The organism is Peribacillus sp. TH14 (genome assembly GCF_016651145.1).
Classification (GTDB): Bacteria; Bacillota; Bacilli; order Bacillales; family DSM-1321; genus Peribacillus; species Peribacillus butanolivorans.
Map to the genome: position 1 here is coordinate 3,702,236 of NZ_JAEKEK010000001.1, position 22,882 is coordinate 3,725,117.

Below are 22,882 nucleotides of genomic sequence, written 5' to 3' on the forward strand. Positions count from 1 at the left end.
TAGCGATGACTACTTTAAAGAATTCAAAGGGTTTTTGGCTCTCGATTGTGTTGGCACTTATTTTTTTCTCGGTCATGCAGTTTACCATTTCAAACGGCATGCTCAATCCATTTTATATCAATACGCTCATGTTTATCGGTATCAATATTATGCTGGCGACGAGTCTTCATTTAATCATCGGAATCACCGGACAGTTCTCTATCGGACATGCCGGTTTTTTAGCAGTAGGGGCCTATGCTTCCGCTGTGATGACAATGAAGCTTGAATTACCATTCATTATTGCCTTATTGGCAGGGGGGATTTTAGCCGCTGTAGCAGGTATGGTAATTGGAATTCCGAGCTTACGTCTGAAGGGGGATTACTTGGCGATTGCCACACTTGGATTTGGGGAAATTGTCCGGATAGTCCTCTTGAATATTGATTATGTAGGCGGAGCAAGCGGGATGCAGGTATCCCATTTGACAACGTGGCCATGGGTATTTGCCTGTGTAATGATTACTATTATTGTGATTCGGAATTTCACGAATTCAACCCATGGGCGTGCATGTATTTCCGTAAGAGAAGATGAAACGGCCGCTGACGCGATGGGAATCAATACGACTTATTATAAAGTGGCAGCTTTCGTCATTGGAGCCTTTTTTGCCGGAGTTGCTGGCTCGCTTTACGCTCATAACTTCTATATTATCCAGCCGTCGAATTTCGGTTTCCTAAAATCATTCGATATTCTGATCTTCGTGGTTCTCGGTGGTCTTGGAAGTCTATCAGGTTCTGTTTTGGCCGCGATTTTATTAACAATCGTGACCACATTCCTTCAGGATTACCCGGAAACAAGGATGATTATTTACAGCCTTGTACTGATTTTGATGATGATATTCCGCCCGCAAGGTTTAATGGGGACAAGAGAAATTACGACATTGTTCACTGGTAAAAAAACTAAAGGGGGACCTAAGGATGGAAGCCACAATACCGTTGCTTAAAGTAGATTCAGTGGGAATCCGCTTCGGTGGACTGAAAGCTGTTTCAGATGTTAACGTGGAATTATTTCCGGGGGAACTTGTTGGCCTGATTGGTCCGAATGGTGCCGGGAAAACGACCTTCTTTAATTTGTTGACGGGTGTGTATGTTCCTACAGAAGGAACGATTGCTTTAAATGGGGAAAACTTAAAAAAACAACCGCCTTATAAAATTACGAGAAAAGGAATTTCCAGGACCTTTCAAAATATCCGCCTCTTTAGTGAGTTATCCGTGATCGATAACGTCAAGGTTGCTTACCACTCACTCGCCAAGCATATGATTGCAAGCTCTGTATTCAGATTGCCGGGACACTTTTCCGGTGAAAAGGAAATGGATGATAAGGCGATTGAGTTCTTGAAGATTTTCAACCTGGACCAATATAAGGATGAAAAAGCGAAGAATCTGCCATATGGGAAGCAGAGACGACTGGAAATTGCTCGGGCTCTTGCAGCAAATCCGAAACTTCTTTTACTTGACGAACCAGCAGCTGGGATGAACCCGCATGAAACGAAAGAATTGATGAACCTAATTGCGTTTATCCGAAAGGAATTCAATCTTACGGTATTGCTCATCGAACATGATATGTCACTTGTCATGGGTGTATGCGAACGTATTTACGTACTCGATCATGGTCAGCTTATCGCCCACGGAAAGCCTGAAGAAATCCGCAACGATCCAAAGGTTATCGAAGCGTATCTTGGCGAGGAGGTTTCATAATGCTGAAAATCGAGGACATCAATGTCTATTATGGGAACATCCAAGCGTTAAAGGGAGTTACGATGGAAATTAACGAAGGGGAAATAGTCACCTTAATCGGAGCAAATGGAGCCGGGAAAAGCACATTGCTCAAAACGATTTCGGGGTTGTTAAAACCGAAACAAGGAAAGGTTCTTTTCGAAGAGGGTTCGATTGGAGGAAAAGCTGCCCAATCAATCGTGAAAATGGGCATCTCCCATGTCCCCGAAGGCCGTCGTGTCTTTGCTAACATGACGGTTGCCGAAAACTTGGAGCTTGGAGCCTATTTACGAAAAGACAAAGAAGGCATCAAAAAAGATATGGAGAAAGTCTATGAACTATTTCCGAGGTTACTAGAAAGGATCAAACAACAGGCTGGCACCCTATCAGGTGGTGAACAGCAGATGCTTGCAATGGGGCGAGCTTTAATGGCGAAACCACGTTTATTACTGCTCGATGAACCTTCCATGGGACTTGCTCCGTTGCTGGTGAAACAAATCTTCAACATCATCCAAGAGATCAGCGAGGCTGGCACAACGATTCTTTTAGTTGAGCAAAACGCCAACCTTGCTCTATCCATTGCAGATCGGGCCTACGTCGTTGAAACAGGACGGATTGTCCTTTCTGGCAACGCCGATGAACTCACTTCTAGTGAAGAAATAAAAATGGCCTACTTAGGAGGCCACTAAACCGCCGTTTGGCGGTTTTTTGTTGTGTAGAGAAAGAACAGTATTTCTGATTATGATCATAATGCTAGCAAGAAAGCACCCATTCCAGATATGAAATAGAATAGAATTATATACAGCATTTTATACATTTAAGAGAATCTAGTTCAATTATAAACTAGGAACAAAGACTAAAACATAGTAAAAAAATGGGTTTAATTCCCTACCGTTATACTTGTTTTTTGGAAAAAATGTATTAAATAGGATGAAAATAATGGAAAGTGGAATAAAATTTTTTTAGTATTAATTTAGAACTTTATAATATCAATATAATAAAATTAATCTGTATATTCTGATAATACAGGCTATTTTCACAATAATTAAAATATATAAAAATAGAAACAGCGAGTAGCCTCTGTGAAAAATATACCATTTAGCAAAATATTCATTCAATTATTGTATAGACGGAATGAAATTTATGCGGTAAACTAATTTTCGAAATATTTATTTAATTATAAACATTTAATCTAATCAATTTTTTCTGGGGCGTTTTGAATAAATATTCATGCATCAGAGCTATGATTACAAAATGGAGGGGTTAATTATGAAAAAGAAAAAACTAGCAGGTGCATTCCTTTCTTTAACACTTGCAGCAGGCGTTTTAGCGGGTTGTTCCGGCTCTGGTTCATCAGAGAAATCAAGTGGAGAGGGAGAAACAATTAAGATCGGGGTCAACCTTGAATTATCAGGTGGTGTAGCCTCATATGGTCAATCGATTGCGGAAGGTCTAGAGCTTGCGACTGCAGAGATTAACAAAGAAGGAATTGACGGTAAAAAAATCAAACTTATAAAAGTTGATAATAAATCTGAAGCGTCTGAAGCAACAAGCGGTGCTATCAAGCTGACTTCACAAGATAAGGTTACAGCAATTGTTGGTGCAGCTACAAGTACGAACACGATTGCACAAGTACAGATCGCACAAGATAATAAAGTTCCAGTTATCAGCCCTTCTGGGACAAGCCCAGAAATCACATATAAAGATAATAAATTGAACGATTTTATTTTCAGAACAAGCTTCATCGATCCTTTCCAAGGTACAGTTGCTGCGAATTTTGCAACTAGTGAAGTCAAAGCAAAAAGTGCTGCCATCTATATTGATAGCGCAAGTGATTATTCAAAAGGATTAGCGGCAGCCTTTAAAGAACAATTCATTGCAAATGGCGGGAAAATCGTTGCGGAAGAAGCTTACATTGCGAAGGATACTGATTTCCGTTCTACATTGACTCGTTTGAAATCAGCAAAACCGGATTTTATTTTCCTACCTGGTTATTATGAAGAAGCTGGTCTGATTGTGAAACAGGCACGTGAAACAGGACTTGACGTACCATTTATGGGCGGCGACGGTTGGGACTCTCCTAAACTAGTAGAAATTGCCGGTGCTAAAGCGCTAAATAACACATTCATCACGAACCATTATTCTTCAGGTGATCCTGATGAGAAAATTCAGAATTTTGTGTCTGCATTTAAAGCGAAATACAAAGATAAATCTCCTGATGCTTTTAATGCTTTAGGATATGACACAGGATACTACCTTGCAGATGCAATTAAACGGGCAGGCTCGACAGATTCAGAAAAAATTAAGGATGCCCTTGAGAAAACAAAAGACCTTGAACTTGTAACTGGGACATTTACTTTGGATGAAAAACACAATCCAATCAAATCTGCTACCATTCTTGAGTTTAAAGATGGGAAACAAGTATTTAACACAAAAATCAATCCTTAATGATAGAGTAAAAGTTTTAATCCTTTCGCCGGCCTTTCTTACAATAGAAGGTGCTGGCGAATTCTCATTTTTCTAGTATATAAAGGCTTATGGAACTTCCATTTTGAGTGGAAACGAGAGTCTGAACTTGCCATATTATAAAATTAGATTTTTCAAGGAGAGTCGAACATGGAATTGATACAACAGCTAATTAACGGGGTTTCACTAGGAAGTATTTATGCCCTTATCGCTCTCGGTTATACGATGGTTTACGGGATTGTTAAATTAATTAACTTTGCTCATGGTGATGTTTTCATGGTTGGGTCATTCGTTGGTTTTTACTCAATAACGGTTCTGGATCTATCATTCGTACCTGCTCTATTAATCTCGATGACAGTCTGTGCAATCTTTGGGGTATTAATCGAGCGGATTGCGTACAAGCCGTTGAGGAACGCAACGCGTATTGCCGCACTTATCACAGCTATAGGGGTTTCGCTTTTAATCGAATATGGATTCATCTACGTTCGTGGTGCACAGCCAGAGGCTTATCCAAGTGATGTATTGCCAACAGACAAATTTAATATTTTTGGAGTTTCTATCAACAGTCAATCGGTTTTAATTTTCGGTGTAGCTGTCGTTTTAATGATCATTTTACAAATCATCGTTCATAAAACAAAAATAGGAAAAGCCATGCGTGCCGTTTCTTTTGACGCGGATGCGGCTAAGTTGATGGGGATAAATGTTAATAACACAATTTCGGCTACATTTGCAATCGGTTCCGCTTTAGCTGGAGCAGCAGGTGTCATTTTCGGTATTTATTATATTAAAATTGAGCCGCTCATGGGTGTGCTGCCAGGTTTGAAGGCATTTGTTGCTGCCGTACTTGGAGGAATCGGGATTATACCGGGCGCGATGGTTGGAGGCTTACTGCTTGGTGTCATCGAGGCATTGGTCAGTGCCGCCGGTTACTCATTATGGCGTGATGCTGTAGCCTTCATCGTACTGATTCTTATCTTGATTTTCATGCCACAAGGCTTATTCGGTAAAAACAAAAAAGAAAAAGTATAGGGGAGACAAAGCAATGACTACATTTAAGCGAGCAAAAGGTTTTTGGCTCTCGATTTCGCTATCACTGATCTTTTTCGCCGTGATTCAAGTTTTAATCGGCGGCGGATCGCTAAATCCTTTTTATCAAAATACGCTCATGTTCATCGGGATTAATATTATCCTAGCAGCAAGCTTACACTTAATCATCGGGGTGACCGGACAGTTTTCCATCGGACATGCTGGATTCCTGGCAGTTGGTGCCTATGCTTCAGCAATAATGACCATGAAGTTAGAAATGCCGTTTGTTGTGGCATTGATAGTTGGCGGTTTGGTGGCAGCGTTGGCCGGTTTGATCATCGGAATCCCAAGTTTACGTCTTAAAGGAGACTACTTGGCGATTGCGACCCTCGGTTTTGGGGAAATCGTCCGGATTATTCTTTTGAATATTGATTATGTTGGAGGGGCGAGCGGAATGCAGGTTTCCCATTTAACTACTTGGCCATGGGTGTTCGCTGCGGTTCTCGTTACGATCATTGTTATCCGAAACTTTACAAGCTCGACCCACGGAAGAGCCTGCATTTCGATCCGCGAGGACGAAACGGCTGCAGATTCGATGGGAATAAATACGACGTATTACAAAGTTGTCGCGTTTGCGATTGGTGCTTTTTTTGCAGGGATTGCTGGAGGGTTATACGCGCATAACTTCTATATTATCCAGCCATCGAACTTCGGATTCTTGAAATCATTTGATATTTTGATTTTAGTAGTACTTGGTGGTCTTGGAAGTCTTTCCGGTGCCGTATTGGCCGCAATATTACTAACGGTTGTTACGACTTTCCTTCAAGATTACCCGGAAACACGAATGATCATCTACAGCCTTGTGCTTATCGTGATGATGATCTATCGTCCACAAGGTTTAATGGGTACAAAAGAAATAACATCCATGTTCAAACGTAAAGGAGGCAGCAGCCATGAAAATAAAAACACCGCTGCTTAAAGTCGATTCAGTCGGCATCCAGTTCGGAGGGCTTAAGGCCGTTTCTGATGTTAACGTCGAGTTATATCCAGGAGAACTAATTGGCTTGATTGGGCCGAACGGCGCTGGAAAAACAACTTTCTTTAACTTGCTGACAGGAGTTTACGTCCCTACAGAGGGCACGATTTCTTTAGAAGGTGAGAACTTAAGAAAACTGCCCCCATATAAAATCACACAAAAAGGGATCAGTCGGACATTCCAAAACATTCGCTTGTTCAGTGAACTTTCAGTGATTGATAATGTAAAAGTTGCCTATCACTCTCTTTCGAAACATAGTATTTTGAGTTCGATCTTCCGTTTGCCTATCCATTTTAAAGGGGAAAAGGAGATGGATGATAAGGCCATTGAGTTCTTGAAAATTTTTAACCTGGATCAATACAAGGATGAAAAGGCAAAAAACCTGCCATATGGTAAACAGCGACGCTTGGAAATAGCCCGTGCGCTTGCCGCAAATCCGAAACTGCTTTTACTAGATGAACCGGCAGCCGGGATGAACCCGCAGGAAACGCATGAACTAATGAACTTGATAGCCCTCATCCGTGAAAAATTTGATCTGACCGTTTTATTGATTGAACATGATATGCCGCTTGTCATGGGTGTTTGCGAACGCATATACGTACTCGATCACGGACAGCTAATCGCTCAAGGAAAGCCAGAAGAAATTCGTAACAATCCAAAAGTCATCGAGGCCTATCTTGGCGAGGAGGTTTCATAATGTTAAAAATCGAGGACATTAACGTATATTACGGAAACATTCAAGCGCTGAAAGGTATCTCACTTTCTATTAACGAAGGTGAAATCGTAACCTTAATCGGGGCTAACGGTGCAGGGAAAAGTACGATGCTGAAAACAATTTCCGGCCTATTAAAACCGAAACAAGGAAAAATAATGTACGAAGGGCAATCTATCGGCGGAAAAGCCGCACAGTCTATTGTGAAAATGGGAATCTCTCATGTTCCAGAAGGCCGCCGCGTCTTCGCGAATATGACGGTGGAAGAAAACCTTCAGCTCGGTGCCTATTTACGAAAAGATAAAGCAGGCATCAAGCAAGATATGGAGAAAGTCTATGAATTATTCCCGCGTTTGCTTGAACGACTGAAGCAGCAATCTGGAACTCTTTCCGGAGGGGAACAACAAATGCTTGCAATGGGCCGAGCCCTTATGGCAAAGCCGCGCCTCCTGTTATTGGACGAGCCGTCTATGGGACTTGCACCATTACTAGTGAAACAAATCTTTAATATTATAGAAGAAATCAATAAAACCGGTACAACCATCTTGCTTGTCGAACAAAATGCTAACTTGGCCCTATCTATCGCGGACAGAGCCTATGTCGTCGAAACAGGCCGTATCGTTCTATCCGGTAAATCCGAGGAACTAACCGCAAGCGAAGAAATCAAGAATGCATATTTAGGTGGACATTAAACCGCATATAGCGGTTTTTTGTTTTGCCAGAAATGAGCTAATTTAACTAGATGAAAAGGTTAGTAAATCTAAATCACTAGGTATACAATCTAATTAGGAATAATAGTAGAGTTGGTTCAAGTATCAAACCTCATCCATATCTATTCTTAATCATACTTTTGGAGTGATTTTATGCACAAATTCATTCAGTTGAGCCTTTCAGTTATATTAATACTTATGATTCTACCAAGCTATCAGCCAGAAGCTGCAGAGAGTCCACAAACTGACGGTGTTCTTGTCAAATATAAAGAGACGAACAATGAGCCAATCAGAGATTTAATAGAGACGGTCGACGTTCCCAAAGGGGAAACAACCGACAATCTTATCGAGGAACTTGAAGAGCAGAAGAATGTAGAATATGCAGAGCCTAACTATCTTTTTAAGAAGATGGAAAGCCCGAACGATCCAGCCTACATAGACCAGTGGCATCACAAAAAACTTGGTACACAAGCTGCATGGACAAAAACCATGGGTTCAAAGGAAATGGTCGTGGCCATCATTGATGATGGAATTGATCGTAATCACGAAGATTTAAAAGGGAAAATCGACCATCCCTATGATGCGGTACGCAATCGGAAGAATATTGTACCAGTAGGGGAACATGGAACACATATTGCAGGAATCATCGCAGGTTCGGCCAACAATGACTTAGGTGGAACAGGTGTTGCGCCGAACATTAAAATTATGCCGATTAACGTTTTTAATGGAAAATATGCCGATACTGCTGATATCATTGAGGCCATTCATTATGCCGTACAGCAGGGGGCAGACATTATTAATATGAGTCTAGGCGAGACCAGTTATTCGGAAGCGTTAAACAAGGCTGTCCAAGAGGCTTATAATAAAGGCTTATTGATTGTCGCAGCTGCCGGAAATGAAGGAGATATGGGGAAAAGTGTACAGCGCGTGTATCCAGCTGCATTCAGTCATGTCATTTCTGTGGCCGCTACCGATTCAAAAGATAAGCGAACTAATTATTCCAACTATCATTCAACAGTCGATATTGCCGCCCCTGGCGACTATATTCTTTCAACATTACCAAATAATAGATATGGTTGGATGAGTGGAACATCAATGGCTACGCCTATGGTGGCCGGTGTAGCAGCACTGATTTGGTCCAATGAGCCAAAACTCACTAAATATGAGGTGGAATACCGTCTCTATGATTCAGCTATTGACCTAGGTACAAAAGGGAAAGATATATACTATGGAAATGGCCGGGTGAATGCCAAAAAAGCGCTTGAAATGAAGACGCTGACCAGGCCAACTGTGACGGCGATTTCTGATAAGGATACGTTGATCAAAGGGAAAATTCCAAGTGATTTCAAAACAGGCACCCTTTCCATTTATACCAATGAAAAAACACTCGCCACAGTGAAGATTAACGGGGAAAAGACGTTTTCAGCGACAATCGCTAAACAGACAGCTGGCACGTTAATCTATACGAGAGTTGTCGATAATGCGGGAAATAAAAGTGTTCCTGTTTTAGTTAAGGTAGAAGATAAAACAGCACCTATGAAACCGACAGTAAATAGTGTCGGTGACAATACGACAAAAGTAACTGGCAAAGCAGAAGCAGGCTCTACTGTTACTGTCAAAATGGGCAGCACTGCGCTTGGCAAAGCAAAGTCCAATAGCTCAGGGAATTTCACTGTTACGATGACGAAAAAACAAAAGGCCGGTAAAGTCCTATCCGTAACAGCAACCGACAAGGCAGGAAATACGAGCTCGGTCAAAACAGTCACCGTCGCAGACAAAACAGCACCAAGTATACCTTCAGTCAATACAGTAACAACAAAAACGACAAAAGTAACCGGTAAAGCAGAAGCCAACTCCACTGTATACGTAAAAGCATCTAAAAAAGTCATCGGCTCTGCCAAAGCAACGAGTAAAGGCACATACTCAATCAATATCCCTAAGCAAAAAGCCGGAAAAAACCTTTATATCTATGCCAAAGATAAAGCGAAAAACGTAAGTGCATCAAAGAAAGTTACTGTTAAAAAGTGACGAGAATATTTTTTGAACATGTGAAGCCTCTGAGTGAATCTCGGAGGTTTTTTTTATGTAGCTGGTAGTTTTCTAGTGAATTTTACTTTGAGAGGGGTGTGGAAGTAGGGGTAGAGGAACTATCTCTTCATTGCATGAAAAAAGCCGCCCAAATGGAACGGCCTAACTTCCTTAATCTATCAGGAAGTTTGTGAATTATTTAAATCAACCAGTTTAAATGTATGGTAAGCTATTTTTCTTTGAAATTCAGAAGTATGCTACCATAGGTCGCTAAATACCTTTGGTTAGCACTCTCATATAACATCAATGGATATTTGGGTTCGATTCTTTAGGTATCCTAGAATCTTTTATCTTCCCAAAAATTCATGACAATATGGTTTTTTGGATTGTAAACCTCTACCTTATACCCTTGTGCTCTTAGATAGTCAATAATCTCCGGAAGCTGTTGTGCGGTTCCTTTTGAATCGTGGAAAAGAATGACGATTGGACCTTTTTTTCCTTTCAAACCTGCTTTAACGTTAGACGTTATCTTGCTAGGGTTTGTTTTATTATACTTCCAATCTAGTGTATCAATATTCCAATCCCACATTTTGAACCCCTTTTTGGCTAAGGTATCTCGAAACGGTTTTGTCATATAGGGTTTACTACCGTATGGAACTCTAGTCAGCTTACTGTCAAACTTTGAAACCTTTAACAACGTTTGTCTTGTCTTCTCCATTTCGATTGCGACATTACTTGAACTCCCTCTATATAATTTTTTTGCATCATGGGAAACACTATGTAACCCAGGATAATTTCCCTCTTTAATCATTCGATTTACGGTTTTTGGATTACGTTTAATATTTCCTTCAATCATAAAAAAGGTCGCTTTTGCTTTTTTCTGTTTTAAGATATCTAAAATTGTTGGCGTGTACTGATTCGGACCATCGTCAAACGTTAAATAGACAACCTTACTTGTTTTATCTTCTGCTGCAGATGCAGAAGAAAAACCCCAAATACTACATACAAGTACGAGTAAAAGAAATAATAGGCTAACTTTTTTTAACACTCACATCATTCCCCCTAAAAAACTCCTAGTATATTAGCCCATAATATTACTCAAGGTTGTAAATGTGCGTCTTAAAAAATATAAAATTTATTGATCCTTCTCACCCTGTTACATACAAATGAAATTCAATATGTCTACAGGAATAAAGTCAAATAAATAAAGATAAATTCTCTATTTCAATTGTAAATAAGTTACACTTTATTAAAAATTAATTCTAACCAAAAGGATGTATAGTCTTGTTGTCATAATTATGGTTGATGATAAGGAAGGGAACTCTACATTCTATAAGAAGGTTAATAATGACTGTACTGCATATCAGAATTTGAAATCCGTGATCCAATAGTCGATGTCATCGGCTCTGCCAAAGCAACGAGTAAAGGCACATTCTTGGTCAAAATTGCTAAGCAAAAAGCCGGAAAAAACTTGTATATCTATGTCGATTTTTTAAAATATTAAAAGCCTCTGAGCAAATCTCGGAGGCTTGTTTTTATTTATAGCTGATAGTTGTTTAGTGAAGTAAACTTTGAGAGTAGGGTGGAAGTGGGGGGAAGTATGATGAAGTTATTTCTTTATTATGTGCAACCATATTAGTTGTGATGGTGTTAAGCCAAGTCTAAACATGAATAAAAAGCCTCCGAGAATCATTCGGTTGCTTAAAAAAAGCCTATACTTTTATATACCATTACTCTTTATTTTCATACATCATTTCAGTACTTCAACTGTAAAGTTCAATAATATTACCGATTGGATCTTCCAATAAATTAAGTAATAAGGATTGCTCTTCCATATATCACATATTTCGCTAGTATAACTGAGATTGATAGCTGTCGGTGAATTAGAGTTGTCGCCAAGTTTCTTTCTATACGAAACCATTAAATTTCACCTTCTTCAATCATCCTATTATACTCCATTTTACTTATTAGCCCTTTTCCATTACAAGTAAGACAGTCCGTATATATATCATAGGCACCTGTTCCGTCACAGACGTGACATTTATTATGAGTTACTGGTATTTCCTTTTGTATAATTGAAAATAATTTGACAATATACTTCGAAAATTTCATCCCAAGAACCCCCTTTTTTTCTATCATACTACTAAAAGTTAGGAGACAAACAAGGATTCCAATAAAATTACGAAATACACATAGATTCATTACAAACTTTACATAGAATCAAAAAAATCTTTACCTGAGACGATTCATGGCCTAGTTTATTAGGATGTAAGTAGGGGGAGAGGCACTCTCTCTTCATTGCATGAAAAAAGCCGCCCAAATGGAACGGCCTAAACTTCCTTTTTAAACTTTCTGGAAGTTTGTCTGCATGCATAATTTAATTCACCCAGTTTAAGTTTATGGTAAGATATTTTTCTTTGAAATTCACATTTCATTTTATCATTTAAACAATCCTTAAAAAGGATTTCATAATAGCGTATATTAAATTTATGCCATAACTTTTTCATGCGAATTCCCCCAAAAATGTTCCCTACAAATATTATCGGTTAATGTGGAAAGATTTTTAGATTTTAGAAATGATTCATCAGTATTTCGTAGGTATTAAGCTTGTTTTATAACATGCATGAGATTCCTTTGCTATTCGATAGATATTCTAATCCAGTTATATTACTGATTTTCTCACCAGTAAGATTATTAACTTTGTGTTTAATACGACAACCGTGCGACAAATGAAAGTCTCCAAATATTAAAATTAAAATTATGCCGATACTGCTGTTATCATTTAGATGATTCATTATGCCGTTCAGCAGGGTGCAGACTCTACTGTTAATGTCAAAATGGGCCGCACTGCGCTTGGAAAAGCAAAGTCCAATAGCTCAGGGAAGTTCACTGTTGCGATGACGATAAAAACAAAAGGCCGGTAAAGTTCTATCCGTAACAGCAACCGACAAGGCAGGAAATAAGAGCTCGGTCAAAAGTCACCGTCGCAGACAAAACAGCACCAAGTATACCGTCAGTCAATACAGTAACAACAAAAACGACAAAAGTAACCGGTAAAGCAGAAGCCAACTCCACTGTAAACGTAAAAGCATCTAAAAAAGTCATCGGCTCTGCCAAAGCAACAAGTAAAGGCACATTCTCGGTCAAAATTCCTAAGCAAAAAGCCGGAAAAAACCTATATATCTATGCCAAAGATAAAGCGAAAAATGTAAGTGAATCAAGGAGAGTTACTGTTAAAAAGTGACTAGAACACGACTATTGAATATGTGAAGCCTCTGTTTGAATATCGGAGGCTTTTTTATGTATAGCTGGTAGTGTTCTGGTGAATTAAACTTGAGAGTGGTAGTGAAGTGGAAAAGGAGAAGAAAATTGTTTCCTTATTATTTGAAACCATTTAGTTGTGCAAATAGAATTAGGAGCCGGGCCTGAAATGTTGATGTACCGTAAGTACATAAAATTCATTTAAAATCAATTAAAAGTTCTTCTGTTTTTCCCATGAAAAATCCCCTCCATAATAATCAGTACAGTACATATCCTTCAACTGTCTACGATACGATAGGGGGAAAATATCATTGTGTCGGAGTATTAGCTAAACTATAGGTCTTTTTTTTAGAATTCATTTTATAGGGCATAGTTCATTCAGTTCAGGAGTTTCATATTTATTCTTTTACCACAACCTTAAATAAATACCGACTGAAGTTACTGCTGTTGGGGAACACAATTTATTCTTACTTTGATACATCTCTCAGGATGTATACTGACTTAAAACTATAAAACTAGGGTCCGTATTAGATATGTTTTTTAATGAATATCCATCCATCCCCCATGCTCGTTTCATTGGTTTTTCAGATCTTTGCCCAAATTTAAATGCATTCGGAAATCCTGATATACTATATCCATTAGAACTATCTTGAGAAAAGCTAACTTGAAACTCCAATCCTTTTGAATTCAGAGGTACATTAATAAAATTTATAGACATTATGTCTGATTGAGCGAGCACATAAAAATCCCTTGCGATTGCTAAATCTAAATTAACAATGCCATCGATTACATAAATTGTTTTTTGAGGTAAATTTCCGATTGGAGCAACTTTCTTCCCAGCTATTGGTTTCATTGGTGTGCCGCTTTTTATAAAACTAAAGAACTCATTATCAAAATACTCAACATAACCTGTATAATATCCAGAGGTTGAACTGATTCGATTATATCTACCTTTGTCGATGATTTTTTCTAAATTACTACCCAAACCAGTTCCGTTGTACAGACCATTATTTTGTGTGATTGCTCCCCAGTTTACTAATTCAGTCAAATGAGGCATTTCGTATCTACAAGAATAAAAATCATTATTAAGTGTGAAATTGCCGATTATACACTTGGTATAGAACCCTTCAAAACTTACATTATAGAACTTGTTACTGTTGTTCCAACCCGATTCATCACTATCAAAAGATACTTGGAAATTGTCTTCAGGAACGCCAAAGCCATTTCCAAGAGAACCTCCATAAAATGTATTTTCAGTACACCAACCTGAATTTTTACGAGATTTCATAACTATTCCATATCGGTGATTCTCCATTCTTCCGATATAAAAGGTATTGTAGGACGAACCTTCTGCATTTGTTAATATTTTTTCAGCTGTTACAATCAGTCCCGTAGTAAAACCTGTGATTCTAGGAAATCTGAAAATCCCAAAGTAACTATTGAAAATCTGTATACCTACACTATCATCACTCCAGTCTTTTACCTTTTTTTCTACAGAAATATCAACATCTAATCTATTGGAATCCGCTCCCCAAATTCCTAAACCGTTACCGAAGCTAGAAAGTGTAGGCTTAAACAGTAAGGCAACTCCGTTATGATGTGAAACAATTTTCGCTCCTCCCTTTATTGAAATAGCCTTATCTACATTAATTGTGCTAAAAGTATTATAGGATATATTATTTGGTAGAAATAATATATCCCCTGGATCTGCTTCTAAAATAGCTTGCTTTATCGCTATTGTCCAATCTTGTATTCCCATATAATTTCTGACAAGGTGAATGTAAGAATTTATATTTACTTTATTCATTAACTATCACCATCATTTCCATACAAATTGTGTTTTTTTGCTAATGAGTTTATAGCTTTTGTTTTAGGGACAACTTCTGTCATTTCGTTGCTTCAATCAAATTTGTAACGGCTTTCCGACTGTTGCAGTTGAGGAATAAGGGATTGTCCTTCATTGTTTTTTACTTGTGACACCTAGTTTGTAGATGCAGGCATGGTGGACACAGGTTGCTTTCTCTGCTTAATCACGTTGTCAATCTCCGTACTGAATAAGGCTTATTAGAGTATTAGTAAAATACTCAATGATAACGATATCTGTCTGTTTAACATAATATATTCATCAAACCAAGTTTTTGCATAGGTAGATGTGTGACCTCTTTTTAAAAAGTTTAAAAAAATAAAGGCGTACGGGAATCTGTTTGCGTAAGAAGAAGTAATTCTCTTCCACTCTAGTAATTGCCTTATTGTGAAATGTTACTCAGCTACCCCTGATATAATTAAATTTTTTGGTTGGTTCAATTATTTTTTCTTGGGAGTCTTTGAGTTAAGAATCAAGTCACTTTGCCATTGTAGATATTAACGAATTACTTAATACGCTAATTAACTTTTCCTAGTTTGCTTTTTTATAAAGGAAGATAATTCGTATCACTTATCGATTAACAGTTTTAGTGTTCAATAGTACGGCAAGGAAAAACTTTATTGGAATACACTCCTAAAGCCTCCTCAGCTAACATTGGGATAGCTAATCTAGAGTTTTTTATACTGATGATTCCATTTTCACATCAATATAGTCTTTGGAAATTCATTATTAAGGGGGGAGTCTCCATAACAAATATAATGGTGTCCTAAGTCCTCCTTGTGTAAGTTACCTCATAACTCAGTCGTAATAAAGTCACTTTATAGATTTTAACAATTTGCGATTGTCTACACTTCAACTAATAACAGTAACAAACAAACGGTACCCCTTGACAATTAGAACATAGTTTCCGACAGTTTAATTATCGATTCTAGTATGTGTTCACAAACCGATTACTGGAGGAAGCAAAGATAAAATATGGTTTTATAAATCTTTTTTTTGTATCTGCGAACTGTGCAACAAGTGAATTTCTTTTTTTACATAAAAAAAGAACATCCACAAAGATGTCCCATTTTTATATAATTACTTCATTTTTTTCTCGAAATCCATAAGTAAGCCAAAATGGAGATTAGAACTGAGACTGCTGCTATTATGTAAATACTCTTATAACCAAAAAGATAGCCGATTTGTCCAAAGAGGATGGCACCGAAACCAATTCCAAGATCAAAGAAAGAATAGAAAGTGGCATTGGCCATGCCTTTTCGATTGCGAGCTGCTTGTTCAAGAGACCAAGCTTGAAGAGCTGGTTGGACAGCACCAAATCCAATGCCGTAAAAAATAGCTGCAATATACAGAATCGTGTTACTTGGCATCCAGGCAAGTAGTAGCATTGCCGATACAATGAAAAGGGTAGAAGGAATGAAGACGGCTTGATGCCCTTTTCGATCATAGATTTTACCAGCGAACATTCGTGTGAAAATAAGAGCTAGTGCGTATAGAAAAAAGTAAACTTGAATACCTGTCAGGCCTTTTTCCATTGTATAAAGCGGTAAGAAGGTGGCAATCCCACCAAAAGATACCGTAATGAAAAAAACAAGAACGGACGGCGCAACAGCGCTTTTTTCATAAATGTCAAATCTATTAGTTTTAGCGGGAGCAGAAGGTTGTTCTACTTTCTTATAGGAAATAGTCGAAGCCATGATCCAAGCGGCTAGACTTAATGCACCGCAAAACAGAAACAACTGTTGAAACGTTAACACATCCGCTAAGAAAAGTCCAAATGAAGGTCCAAAAGCCATCGCCAAATTTCCCGATAAAGTGAAGTATCCCATTCCCTCACCACGGCGCTTTGCTGGGATAAGATCGGAAGCAATCGTACCTGATGCGGTGGTCGTATATCCCCAGCCAATCCCTTGGACAACCCTCATTGCACAAAGCAGGAAAATACTCATCATAAACCCAAACGAGCCAATCGCTACAGCCAAAAAGGCTAAACCGAAAAGGAAAACAAAACGTCTTCCTTTAGTTTCCAAGGCCTGTCCAGCAAAGGGGCGGACAACCAGAGCAGAAAATAGAAACATGCCAGCAACCAACCCAATATACCGTTCATTTCCACCAAGCTCTTTTACAAAAAGCGGGAGGGTCGGGGAAGTCATTTGAAAGGATAAAAAAACAAAGAAGTTAGCTAAGAAAATCATAATAAAATCACGCGTCCAGATTTTAGTAGAAACCGGAAGTTCTTCTTTTAACAAAGGTACACCCATAATAGTTATTCTCCTTAATTGATAGTAATTATCATTCTCATTTTACTAAAGTTATAGAGAACAATCTATAAAAATTAGAAATACAAAATAAGTGATCACTATGAATCTAAGTAATATTGACTAATAGTTAGTCCGTAAAATTATTATAGAAACAAAAAACTAGGATGGAGGTCACTTTATATTCAGAAAATACAAAATAAAGTTTGTAAAGATTAATTAAAATGGTATATTTATGTAAATAAATAAGAGAATAGACTTACGAAGAGGAGAAGAGGAGAAGAGGTTTAATCGATAATTGATATTGACTACCGTATTTTACCTTTTCTGTGATTTAGATGATGGCGCAAATCACGGAATCGAGAGCATAGCCATGGCGAAGCTCGCTGTTTCAGAAGGAATTTAGACCATTATTGCCACGCATCATTATAGAAATCTTCTCTTTGAAAATAAGAAATGAAGTGTTGAAAGTAGAATCTATTGACTTGAACGTTTTAGTGGATCAGGAAACAAGAATTCACAGGGGTTTTTTAGCGGATTATTATTGGATTGCCATAAGATCATGTTCCTGCCTATACAGAATCCTTATGTAGAGTGGAGTTTCCTTTGCATACCAAGGGAACAAACTTAGTTGTAAGTGTTATCTTTATCGTGCAGTTCTAATGGAAACCAATAATTTCTCCTTGGAAAGTAGGGTAACTTTGTAAGAAATTAGGTAGTGTTGTTAAGAGTTCGTATCATTAATGTGAAATTTTAATTAAGGACCTTTTATTTACCAATTAATAAGGTATATTATGATGGGGAAATGAGAGAGATTAAAGGAGTTAATTATGGGTACAGAGATATTAATGGAGAAGGAAGAAGATACTCTTAATAGTAGAAAGAAACCTATGGTTGTTAAACTAAATTCTGAACAACTTGATGATTTTATACAAAGATTCCCAGATGCCGGAGAGTTTTTTGGTTTAAGCTATCACATTCATGATGATAAGACGGTCACTTTTAACTTTAATTCAGATGGTAGAGTTCTAGAAGTATTGAATTTGGTTAAGTGATTGTACTTTAGAGTATCCAGCAGAAATGCTGGATTTTTTTGATCCTAATTATATATTAATGAATTTGGTGATTATCAAAGTCGAGTTATGTCGGAATTATTTGGAAAATCATTCTTTATTGCTGTTATTATGATAGGTATAATTAAAATAAGAGAAAACAAAAAAATAGAAAATCACAAGCCGCTGGGCAAAGAATAATTGTGCTTGTTAAAATATACATAGAGAGCATTCTAATTTTAAGACTTCCACGTCAGGCCAGAGCGTTCAAAATTTGGAGGTAAAGATGAAGAAATATGGTTTATTATTTATGGCTGGAATTTGTTTAGTAGTATTGGTTTTTGGTCATCTTCATTGGAAAAACATGAGTCAGGCAGCGGGGATAGAGGGTAAAAAAGCTGAAGAAAGAATAAAAGAAAAGGAAAAAGAAGATAGGGAAGCTTTGATACAAAGTTTAAAACCAGAAAATAATAAACAGCAGTCACTAATAGATTACCTGCATTACAAGTCGCTTACACAAGATAAGGTTATTGTATCCCTTATGGGCAGTAATGGTACTTCAGGAACCGGTGCAAGTAATTCTTCTAATAGTTGGGCAGGACGCTTAGAGAAGAGTCTACGTACTGAAAGGGATGAATTGGAAACATTAGGTTTTATCAATCATGGCCAAGAGGGGTATTCAACAAAGGATTTGTTAGAAGGTAAAGAAATTGATGCGGTCATTCATGATAATCCTGATCTAGTTATTTTTGAAAACCCCCTGATTAACAATCAATATCAATCGATTAGTTTGGAACAGACGGAAAAGGATTTAAAAAACATTATGTCAAAGTTACAAAAAGAGCTACCGAATGCAAAAATTCTAATCATTTCACCGAATCCAGTGGCCAATAGTAAAACAGAGAATAGCTTAGAGTTGAATTATGTGGATTATATTAAAGTTTCTGAAAGGATTATTAAAAAAAATAAATGGACTTATATGAATAGCATGGAAGGGATTGAAAAAAAACTTAAAGAAGAGAATATGAGATTGGCTGATATATTAACAAATGATAATGTCCATCCCAATGATCAAGGGCATAACATATGGTACGAGGTGTTGGGTGAATATTTTAAGCTGAAGTAATGTCACAAATATTTGAATCTAAATAATAGAAATAAGAAATACAGATTATACGGTTTTTGCTTCTGTGTTAAATGCTTCCATTAGTAGTCTAATAGGGTATAATGAGGGGAAAAGTGGTTATAACCACTTTTCCCTCTCTGGAAATAGTTTGAAACATGAATACTAAGTGGGGTTTTTCGATGTTAATGAGCAAAAAAGAGAAACCTTATCATAATTTCTCCATGTTTAACGAACTGTACATTTCCTAACCTCGATAAATTCGCGCATTTCCTCTTTCGATATTCCTGAACCCATAACATCATGTAAGATTTCCATCCACTCATCATCTATGCTGTGGTCTATTTGGTCATGTAACAGTGCATCAACAGTTATACAAAGGATACTTGCGATTTTTTCCAAAACTAAAATAGTGGGGTTTGTTTGAAGGTTTCTTTCTAGTGAGCTTATATAGGATTTTGCCACACCGGATTTTGTAGAGAGTTCACTAATTGACATTTTCTTTTCTTCTCTAAACGATTTAACACGGTAACCTATCATATCTACCACACCTAACCATTGATATGTATTATTAATTATTTAATATTTTCAAAAAAACACTTTAATAGTTACTAACACTTTATTGTTAAACTATTACTTTAAGTTTACACAGTTTTTCTCCATTTTTAATGATAAATAGGCACTAAAATACTTGACTCGATAATATGTATAAACAGAATTTCTTGTTTCTATAGGCATTTAGTTAGGTTGATGCAGATATTTGTAAAAATTAACCTACTGGAATCTTCTTGCCATTTGAAAAGTATCGATCAATGTAAATTTCATGTAAATTTCCTAGAAAAAACATAAATATAGGTAATATTATGGTATAATGCAATAGGTCATTTTTAATATTTTGGGAGGATAAGATGGAAGAAACTATTAGTATTAAAGATATTTTTCAAACATTAAAGAAACGTTGGAAGTTAATAACGCTACTGACATTAATCGCCGCGTTGATTAGTGGTTCAATATCTTATTTTTTATTAACACCTATTTACCAATCATCCACACAAATTTTAGTTAATCAGAAACAATCGAAGAACCAACTTGATTCAAATCAAATTCAATCTAATATTGACATGATCAATACATACAGTGTGATCATAAAAAGCCCTGCTATATTAGAGAAGGTTATTGATGATCTTGAACTTCCACAAAGTGTGGATCAACTTAGCCAAAAAATTACGATTAACAGCCAAGAAAATTCTCAAGTCTTCTCTTTAACGGTTCAAGATAGTAATCCATCGAAGGCAGTCGAAATTGCTAACGCAGTGTCTGGAACTTTCCAAAAGGAAATTAAAGAAATAATGAATGTCGACAATGTTAGCATACTTGCGAAGGCAGAAATAAAGGAAAATCCTGCTCCTGTAAAACCTAATCCATTATTAAATATTGTTATTGCGGTGGTAATTGGGTTGATGGCTGGAATAGGCTTGGCATTCCTACTAGAGTACATGGATAATACGATTAGAGACGAGAAGGATATTGAGACAGTCCTTGACTTGCCATTACTTGGATCCATCCAAAAAATATCGCAACATAAATAAAGAACCATCCAGTGACATGAAGAAAGGAAGTGGGATTTTTGAGAAGTAAAGATGAAAAACAAGTGGACTTAATTGCGCAGACTAATCCTAAATCGCCTATTACTGAACAATATCGATTAATTAGGACAAACATCCAGTTCTCTTCAGTGGATAAAGAAATTAAAACCATTGTGGTTACTTCCGCGGAGCCTAATGATGGGAAATCAACTACAGCTGCCAACCTAGCGATTGTGCTAGCTCAAGAAGAGAAAAAAGTGTTACTTGTGGATGCGGACTTAAGGAAACCATCCATTCATTATGCTTTTAACATTAGTAATATACATGGACTTACTAGCGTATTGACAAAGAAAATAGACTTAAGAAAAACTATCTCGAATTCAAATGTTTCGAATTTAGACATTTTAACAAGTGGACCGGTACCACCTAATCCATCAGAGTTATTAAATTCAAAAGCCATAGAAATAGCTATTAATGAACTAAAAGGGATCTATGATTATATCATTTTTGATACACCGCCAGTTCTTGTAGTCACTGACTCTCAAATAGTAGCCAATAAATGTGATGGCGTGATTATGGTAGTGGCTAGCGGCAAGACAAACAAACAAAGTGCAGTAAAAGCAAAGGAACTTTTAGAAAAAACCAATACGGCATTACTTGGAGTAGTTTTGAATGGAATTGAATCAGATACCAGCAATTATTATTACTATCAATCCTAAATAAAATATTTTTCGACAAATTAATACCCTATTTAATAACAGTTCTTTATGCTACCATTAAACGGGGTATTAATTCCTATCTGATTTCTATGTGATTAAGCCCATTATCCTATTATTTATAAAGGAAGTGTGTGAAATTTGATTGACTTGCATTGCCACATTCTCCCTGGAGTTGATGATGGTTCACCGGATATGCAGGAAAGCATGGCCATGGCAAAGAGAGCTGCAGAAGCAGGGATAACCCATTTATTTGCCACACCACATCACTTAAATGAGAGATATGTAAATGTTAAGGATAACATTATTGATCGTGTATTTGAGTTAAATGAGTGCTTACAACAAAAGAATATTCCTCTTTCTGTTCATCCTGGACAAGAATTGAGAATACATAGAGAATTATTTGTTTCACTTGAAAAGGGAGAAGTACTAACGCTTGATAATACCGACAAGTATTTATTGCTAGAACTCCCGTCAGGACATGTGCCTACATACACACAAGAACTGATCTATGAGCTGTTATTAAAAGGGATAACACCCATTATTGTACATCCGGAGAGAAATAAGGAATTGATAGAGAATCATAATCTATTATTTAAATTGGTTCAAGAAGGTGCCTTAACTCAACTTACCTCTGGTAGTATTATCGGTCTCTTTGGTAAAAATGTTAAGTCATTTTCAAAAAAAATTATGGAACATAATTTGGCTCATTTTATTGCAACAGATGCCCATAACATAGGCTCTAGGGGATTTACTTTACAAGAGGCTTATGAAACCATCACAAAAACATATGGAATCGAACGTACATTTTATTTCAAAGAAAATGCCGAACAGCTTATTCAGGGGCAAGGTCCTTCTATTAAAAAACCAGTACCGTTTAAAAAGAAAATCTTAGGAATATTTTAGAATAATAGTTAATCAGGAAACGCTTTCATTATTATAAATAATATTCGTTAATGTGTAAAGTTTTTTGGGGGTCATTTGAAATATTGGATTCAGTGTAAAAGAATTAATAAGGAGATAGATTCGTTTGAAAAGGTTTGATGATTATCCGAAATCTATAAAGAAAGCACTGCGTTACATACAACAAGACGCTTCCTTAGTCTTATTAAATCAATTAGAGACGAGCCTCACAAAGTCTATCAAGAAGAGGAAAGAAGCCCTACAGAAGAAGGAAAAGGAACTATGAGAGTCATTTAAAATATTAATGGCAATACAAGGTTATGTTTTGGAATGAAATTAATACCTGTATTCATTGAAAAGTAAAGGCCTAGAACAGTAAGAGGATACTGCTT

At 37.1% G+C, this 22,882-nt stretch carries 22 protein-coding genes; 17 read left to right on the forward strand and 5 right to left on the reverse strand.

Annotated elements, in window-relative coordinates; all coding sequences use genetic code 11:
* The first annotated feature begins 5 nt into the window (after positions 1 to 5).
* The 9 genes from JFU50_RS17940 (at position 6) to JFU50_RS17980 (ending at position 9,727) form a co-directional block, all read left to right on the forward strand.
* Positions 6 to 977, forward strand: a complete 972-nt coding sequence (locus tag JFU50_RS17940; protein WP_053347114.1) for a branched-chain amino acid ABC transporter permease — start codon at positions 6 to 8, stop codon at positions 975 to 977.
* Positions 952 to 1,731 (forward strand): ABC transporter ATP-binding protein, encoded by a 780-nt coding sequence (locus tag JFU50_RS17945; RefSeq protein WP_201223524.1) that lies wholly within the window; start codon positions 952 to 954, stop codon positions 1,729 to 1,731. Before JFU50_RS17940 ends, JFU50_RS17945 begins: the two co-directional genes overlap by 26 nt.
* The gene (locus tag JFU50_RS17950) at positions 1,731 to 2,438 is read left to right on the forward strand and encodes an ABC transporter ATP-binding protein (protein ID WP_053347112.1); all 708 of its coding nucleotides are present in this window, start codon (positions 1,731 to 1,733) and stop codon (positions 2,436 to 2,438) included. The genes JFU50_RS17945 and JFU50_RS17950 overlap by 1 nt, the downstream gene beginning before the upstream one ends.
* 580 nt (positions 2,439 to 3,018) lie before the next feature.
* On the forward strand, positions 3,019 to 4,197 hold the full coding sequence (locus JFU50_RS17955) for an ABC transporter substrate-binding protein (protein WP_201223525.1): 1,179 nt from the start codon (positions 3,019 to 3,021) through the stop codon (positions 4,195 to 4,197).
* Between the two features lie 168 nt (positions 4,198 to 4,365).
* Positions 4,366 to 5,244, forward strand: a complete 879-nt coding sequence (locus JFU50_RS17960; RefSeq protein ID WP_201223526.1) for a branched-chain amino acid ABC transporter permease — start codon at positions 4,366 to 4,368, stop codon at positions 5,242 to 5,244.
* A gap of 13 nt (positions 5,245 to 5,257) precedes the next feature.
* A complete protein-coding gene (locus JFU50_RS17965; RefSeq protein ID WP_053347109.1) occupies positions 5,258 to 6,220 on the forward strand; it encodes a branched-chain amino acid ABC transporter permease in 963 nt (320 codons plus the stop codon).
* On the forward strand, positions 6,195 to 6,974 hold the full coding sequence (locus JFU50_RS17970) for an ABC transporter ATP-binding protein (RefSeq protein WP_201185993.1): 780 nt from the start codon (positions 6,195 to 6,197) through the stop codon (positions 6,972 to 6,974). The genes JFU50_RS17965 and JFU50_RS17970 overlap by 26 nt, the downstream gene beginning before the upstream one ends.
* Positions 6,974 to 7,681 (forward strand): ABC transporter ATP-binding protein, encoded by a 708-nt coding sequence (locus tag JFU50_RS17975; protein WP_053347107.1) that lies wholly within the window; start codon positions 6,974 to 6,976, stop codon positions 7,679 to 7,681. Before JFU50_RS17970 ends, JFU50_RS17975 begins: the two co-directional genes overlap by 1 nt.
* Positions 7,682 to 7,852: 171 nt before the next feature.
* On the forward strand, positions 7,853 to 9,727 hold the full coding sequence (locus JFU50_RS17980) for a S8 family peptidase (protein ID WP_201223527.1): 1,875 nt from the start codon (positions 7,853 to 7,855) through the stop codon (positions 9,725 to 9,727).
* A 337-nt stretch (positions 9,728 to 10,064) separates the two neighbouring features.
* Here JFU50_RS17980 and JFU50_RS17985 read toward each other — a convergent pair whose 3' ends face one another.
* Both JFU50_RS17985 and JFU50_RS17990 read right to left on the reverse strand, forming a co-directional pair.
* On the reverse strand, positions 10,065 to 10,775 hold the full coding sequence (locus JFU50_RS17985; protein ID WP_201223528.1) for a polysaccharide deacetylase family protein: 711 nt from the start codon (positions 10,773 to 10,775) through the stop codon (positions 10,065 to 10,067).
* Between the two features lie 872 nt (positions 10,776 to 11,647).
* Positions 11,648 to 11,839 (reverse strand): hypothetical protein, encoded by a 192-nt coding sequence (locus JFU50_RS17990; RefSeq protein WP_201185987.1) that lies wholly within the window; start codon positions 11,837 to 11,839, stop codon positions 11,648 to 11,650.
* A gap of 674 nt (positions 11,840 to 12,513) precedes the next feature.
* Here JFU50_RS17990 and JFU50_RS17995 point away from each other — a divergent pair.
* Together JFU50_RS17995 and JFU50_RS32000 are read left to right on the forward strand one after the other, a co-directional pair.
* Positions 12,514 to 12,651, forward strand: a complete 138-nt coding sequence (locus JFU50_RS17995; RefSeq protein WP_201223529.1) for a hypothetical protein — start codon at positions 12,514 to 12,516, stop codon at positions 12,649 to 12,651.
* Between the two features lie 83 nt (positions 12,652 to 12,734).
* Positions 12,735 to 12,971: an Ig-like domain-containing protein gene (locus JFU50_RS32000; protein WP_446728185.1), complete on the forward strand. Its 237-nt coding sequence runs from the start codon at positions 12,735 to 12,737 to the stop codon at positions 12,969 to 12,971.
* A gap of 501 nt (positions 12,972 to 13,472) precedes the next feature.
* Here JFU50_RS32000 and JFU50_RS18005 read toward each other — a convergent pair.
* Both JFU50_RS18005 and JFU50_RS18010 read right to left on the reverse strand, forming a co-directional pair.
* Positions 13,473 to 14,795 carry a hypothetical protein gene (locus JFU50_RS18005; RefSeq protein WP_201223531.1) on the reverse strand — a complete coding sequence of 441 codons (1,323 nt, stop codon included), beginning with the start codon at positions 14,793 to 14,795 and terminating at the stop codon, positions 13,473 to 13,475.
* A 1,142-nt stretch (positions 14,796 to 15,937) separates the two neighbouring features.
* Positions 15,938 to 17,113, reverse strand: coding sequence for an MFS transporter (locus JFU50_RS18010; protein ID WP_201223533.1), 1,176 nt, complete (start codon positions 17,111 to 17,113; stop codon positions 15,938 to 15,940).
* Between the two features lie 827 nt (positions 17,114 to 17,940).
* Between JFU50_RS18010 and JFU50_RS18015 the strand changes: the two genes are divergently transcribed.
* A complete protein-coding gene (locus tag JFU50_RS18015) occupies positions 17,941 to 18,165 on the forward strand; it encodes a hypothetical protein (RefSeq protein WP_201223535.1) in 225 nt (74 codons plus the stop codon).
* Between the two features lie 283 nt (positions 18,166 to 18,448).
* Positions 18,449 to 19,288 (forward strand): SGNH/GDSL hydrolase family protein, encoded by an 840-nt coding sequence (locus JFU50_RS18020; protein ID WP_201223537.1) that lies wholly within the window; start codon positions 18,449 to 18,451, stop codon positions 19,286 to 19,288.
* A 225-nt stretch (positions 19,289 to 19,513) separates the two neighbouring features.
* On the opposite strand, the gene JFU50_RS18025 is transcribed toward JFU50_RS18020, so the two are convergent.
* Positions 19,514 to 19,825 carry a helix-turn-helix domain-containing protein gene (locus JFU50_RS18025; protein WP_201223538.1) on the reverse strand — a complete coding sequence of 104 codons (312 nt, stop codon included), beginning with the start codon at positions 19,823 to 19,825 and terminating at the stop codon, positions 19,514 to 19,516.
* 368 nt (positions 19,826 to 20,193) lie between these two features.
* Between JFU50_RS18025 and JFU50_RS18030 the strand changes: the two genes are divergently transcribed.
* From JFU50_RS18030 to JFU50_RS18045, 4 genes are all read left to right on the forward strand, one after another.
* Complete coding sequence (locus JFU50_RS18030; protein WP_201223539.1) at positions 20,194 to 20,874, forward strand: YveK family protein; 681 nt, start codon at positions 20,194 to 20,196, stop codon at positions 20,872 to 20,874.
* Between the two features lie 38 nt (positions 20,875 to 20,912).
* Positions 20,913 to 21,590 (forward strand): CpsD/CapB family tyrosine-protein kinase, encoded by a 678-nt coding sequence (locus JFU50_RS18035; protein WP_207198807.1) that lies wholly within the window; start codon positions 20,913 to 20,915, stop codon positions 21,588 to 21,590.
* A gap of 138 nt (positions 21,591 to 21,728) precedes the next feature.
* A complete protein-coding gene (locus tag JFU50_RS18040; protein ID WP_201223541.1) occupies positions 21,729 to 22,493 on the forward strand; it encodes a tyrosine-protein phosphatase in 765 nt (254 codons plus the stop codon).
* A gap of 124 nt (positions 22,494 to 22,617) precedes the next feature.
* Positions 22,618 to 22,776 carry a hypothetical protein gene (locus JFU50_RS18045; RefSeq protein WP_201223542.1) on the forward strand — a complete coding sequence of 53 codons (159 nt, stop codon included), beginning with the start codon at positions 22,618 to 22,620 and terminating at the stop codon, positions 22,774 to 22,776.
* Positions 22,777 to 22,882 lie beyond the last annotated feature (106 nt).

Bases quoted from the DNA above. Each gene is read 5' to 3' on its own strand.
- JFU50_RS18005 (WP_201223531.1), bottom strand. From the start codon at position 14,795: ATGAATAAAGTAAATATAAATTCTTACATTCACCTTGTCAGAAATTAT.
- JFU50_RS18030 (WP_201223539.1), top strand. From the start codon at position 20,194: ATGGAAGAAACTATTAGTATTAAAGATATTTTTCAAACATTAAAGAAA.
- JFU50_RS17990 (WP_201185987.1), bottom strand. From the start codon at position 11,839: ATGAAATTTTCGAAGTATATTGTCAAATTATTTTCAATTATACAAAAG.
- JFU50_RS18025 (WP_201223538.1), bottom strand. From the start codon at position 19,825: ATGATAGGTTACCGTGTTAAATCGTTTAGAGAAGAAAAGAAAATGTCA.
- JFU50_RS18015 (WP_201223535.1), top strand. From the start codon at position 17,941: ATGGGTACAGAGATATTAATGGAGAAGGAAGAAGATACTCTTAATAGT.
- JFU50_RS17940 (WP_053347114.1), top strand. From the start codon at position 6: ATGACTACTTTAAAGAATTCAAAGGGTTTTTGGCTCTCGATTGTGTTG.
- JFU50_RS17955 (WP_201223525.1), top strand. From the start codon at position 3,019: ATGAAAAAGAAAAAACTAGCAGGTGCATTCCTTTCTTTAACACTTGCA.
- JFU50_RS17960 (WP_201223526.1), top strand. From the start codon at position 4,366: ATGGAATTGATACAACAGCTAATTAACGGGGTTTCACTAGGAAGTATT.
- JFU50_RS17970 (WP_201185993.1), top strand. From the start codon at position 6,195: ATGAAAATAAAAACACCGCTGCTTAAAGTCGATTCAGTCGGCATCCAG.
- JFU50_RS17995 (WP_201223529.1), top strand. From the start codon at position 12,514: ATGATTCATTATGCCGTTCAGCAGGGTGCAGACTCTACTGTTAATGTC.
- JFU50_RS17975 (WP_053347107.1), top strand. From the start codon at position 6,974: ATGTTAAAAATCGAGGACATTAACGTATATTACGGAAACATTCAAGCG.
- JFU50_RS17980 (WP_201223527.1), top strand. From the start codon at position 7,853: ATGCACAAATTCATTCAGTTGAGCCTTTCAGTTATATTAATACTTATG.
- JFU50_RS17965 (WP_053347109.1), top strand. From the start codon at position 5,258: ATGACTACATTTAAGCGAGCAAAAGGTTTTTGGCTCTCGATTTCGCTA.
- JFU50_RS18020 (WP_201223537.1), top strand. From the start codon at position 18,449: ATGAAGAAATATGGTTTATTATTTATGGCTGGAATTTGTTTAGTAGTA.
- JFU50_RS18010 (WP_201223533.1), bottom strand. From the start codon at position 17,113: ATGGGTGTACCTTTGTTAAAAGAAGAACTTCCGGTTTCTACTAAAATC.
- JFU50_RS17945 (WP_201223524.1), top strand. From the start codon at position 952: ATGGAAGCCACAATACCGTTGCTTAAAGTAGATTCAGTGGGAATCCGC.
- JFU50_RS17950 (WP_053347112.1), top strand. From the start codon at position 1,731: ATGCTGAAAATCGAGGACATCAATGTCTATTATGGGAACATCCAAGCG.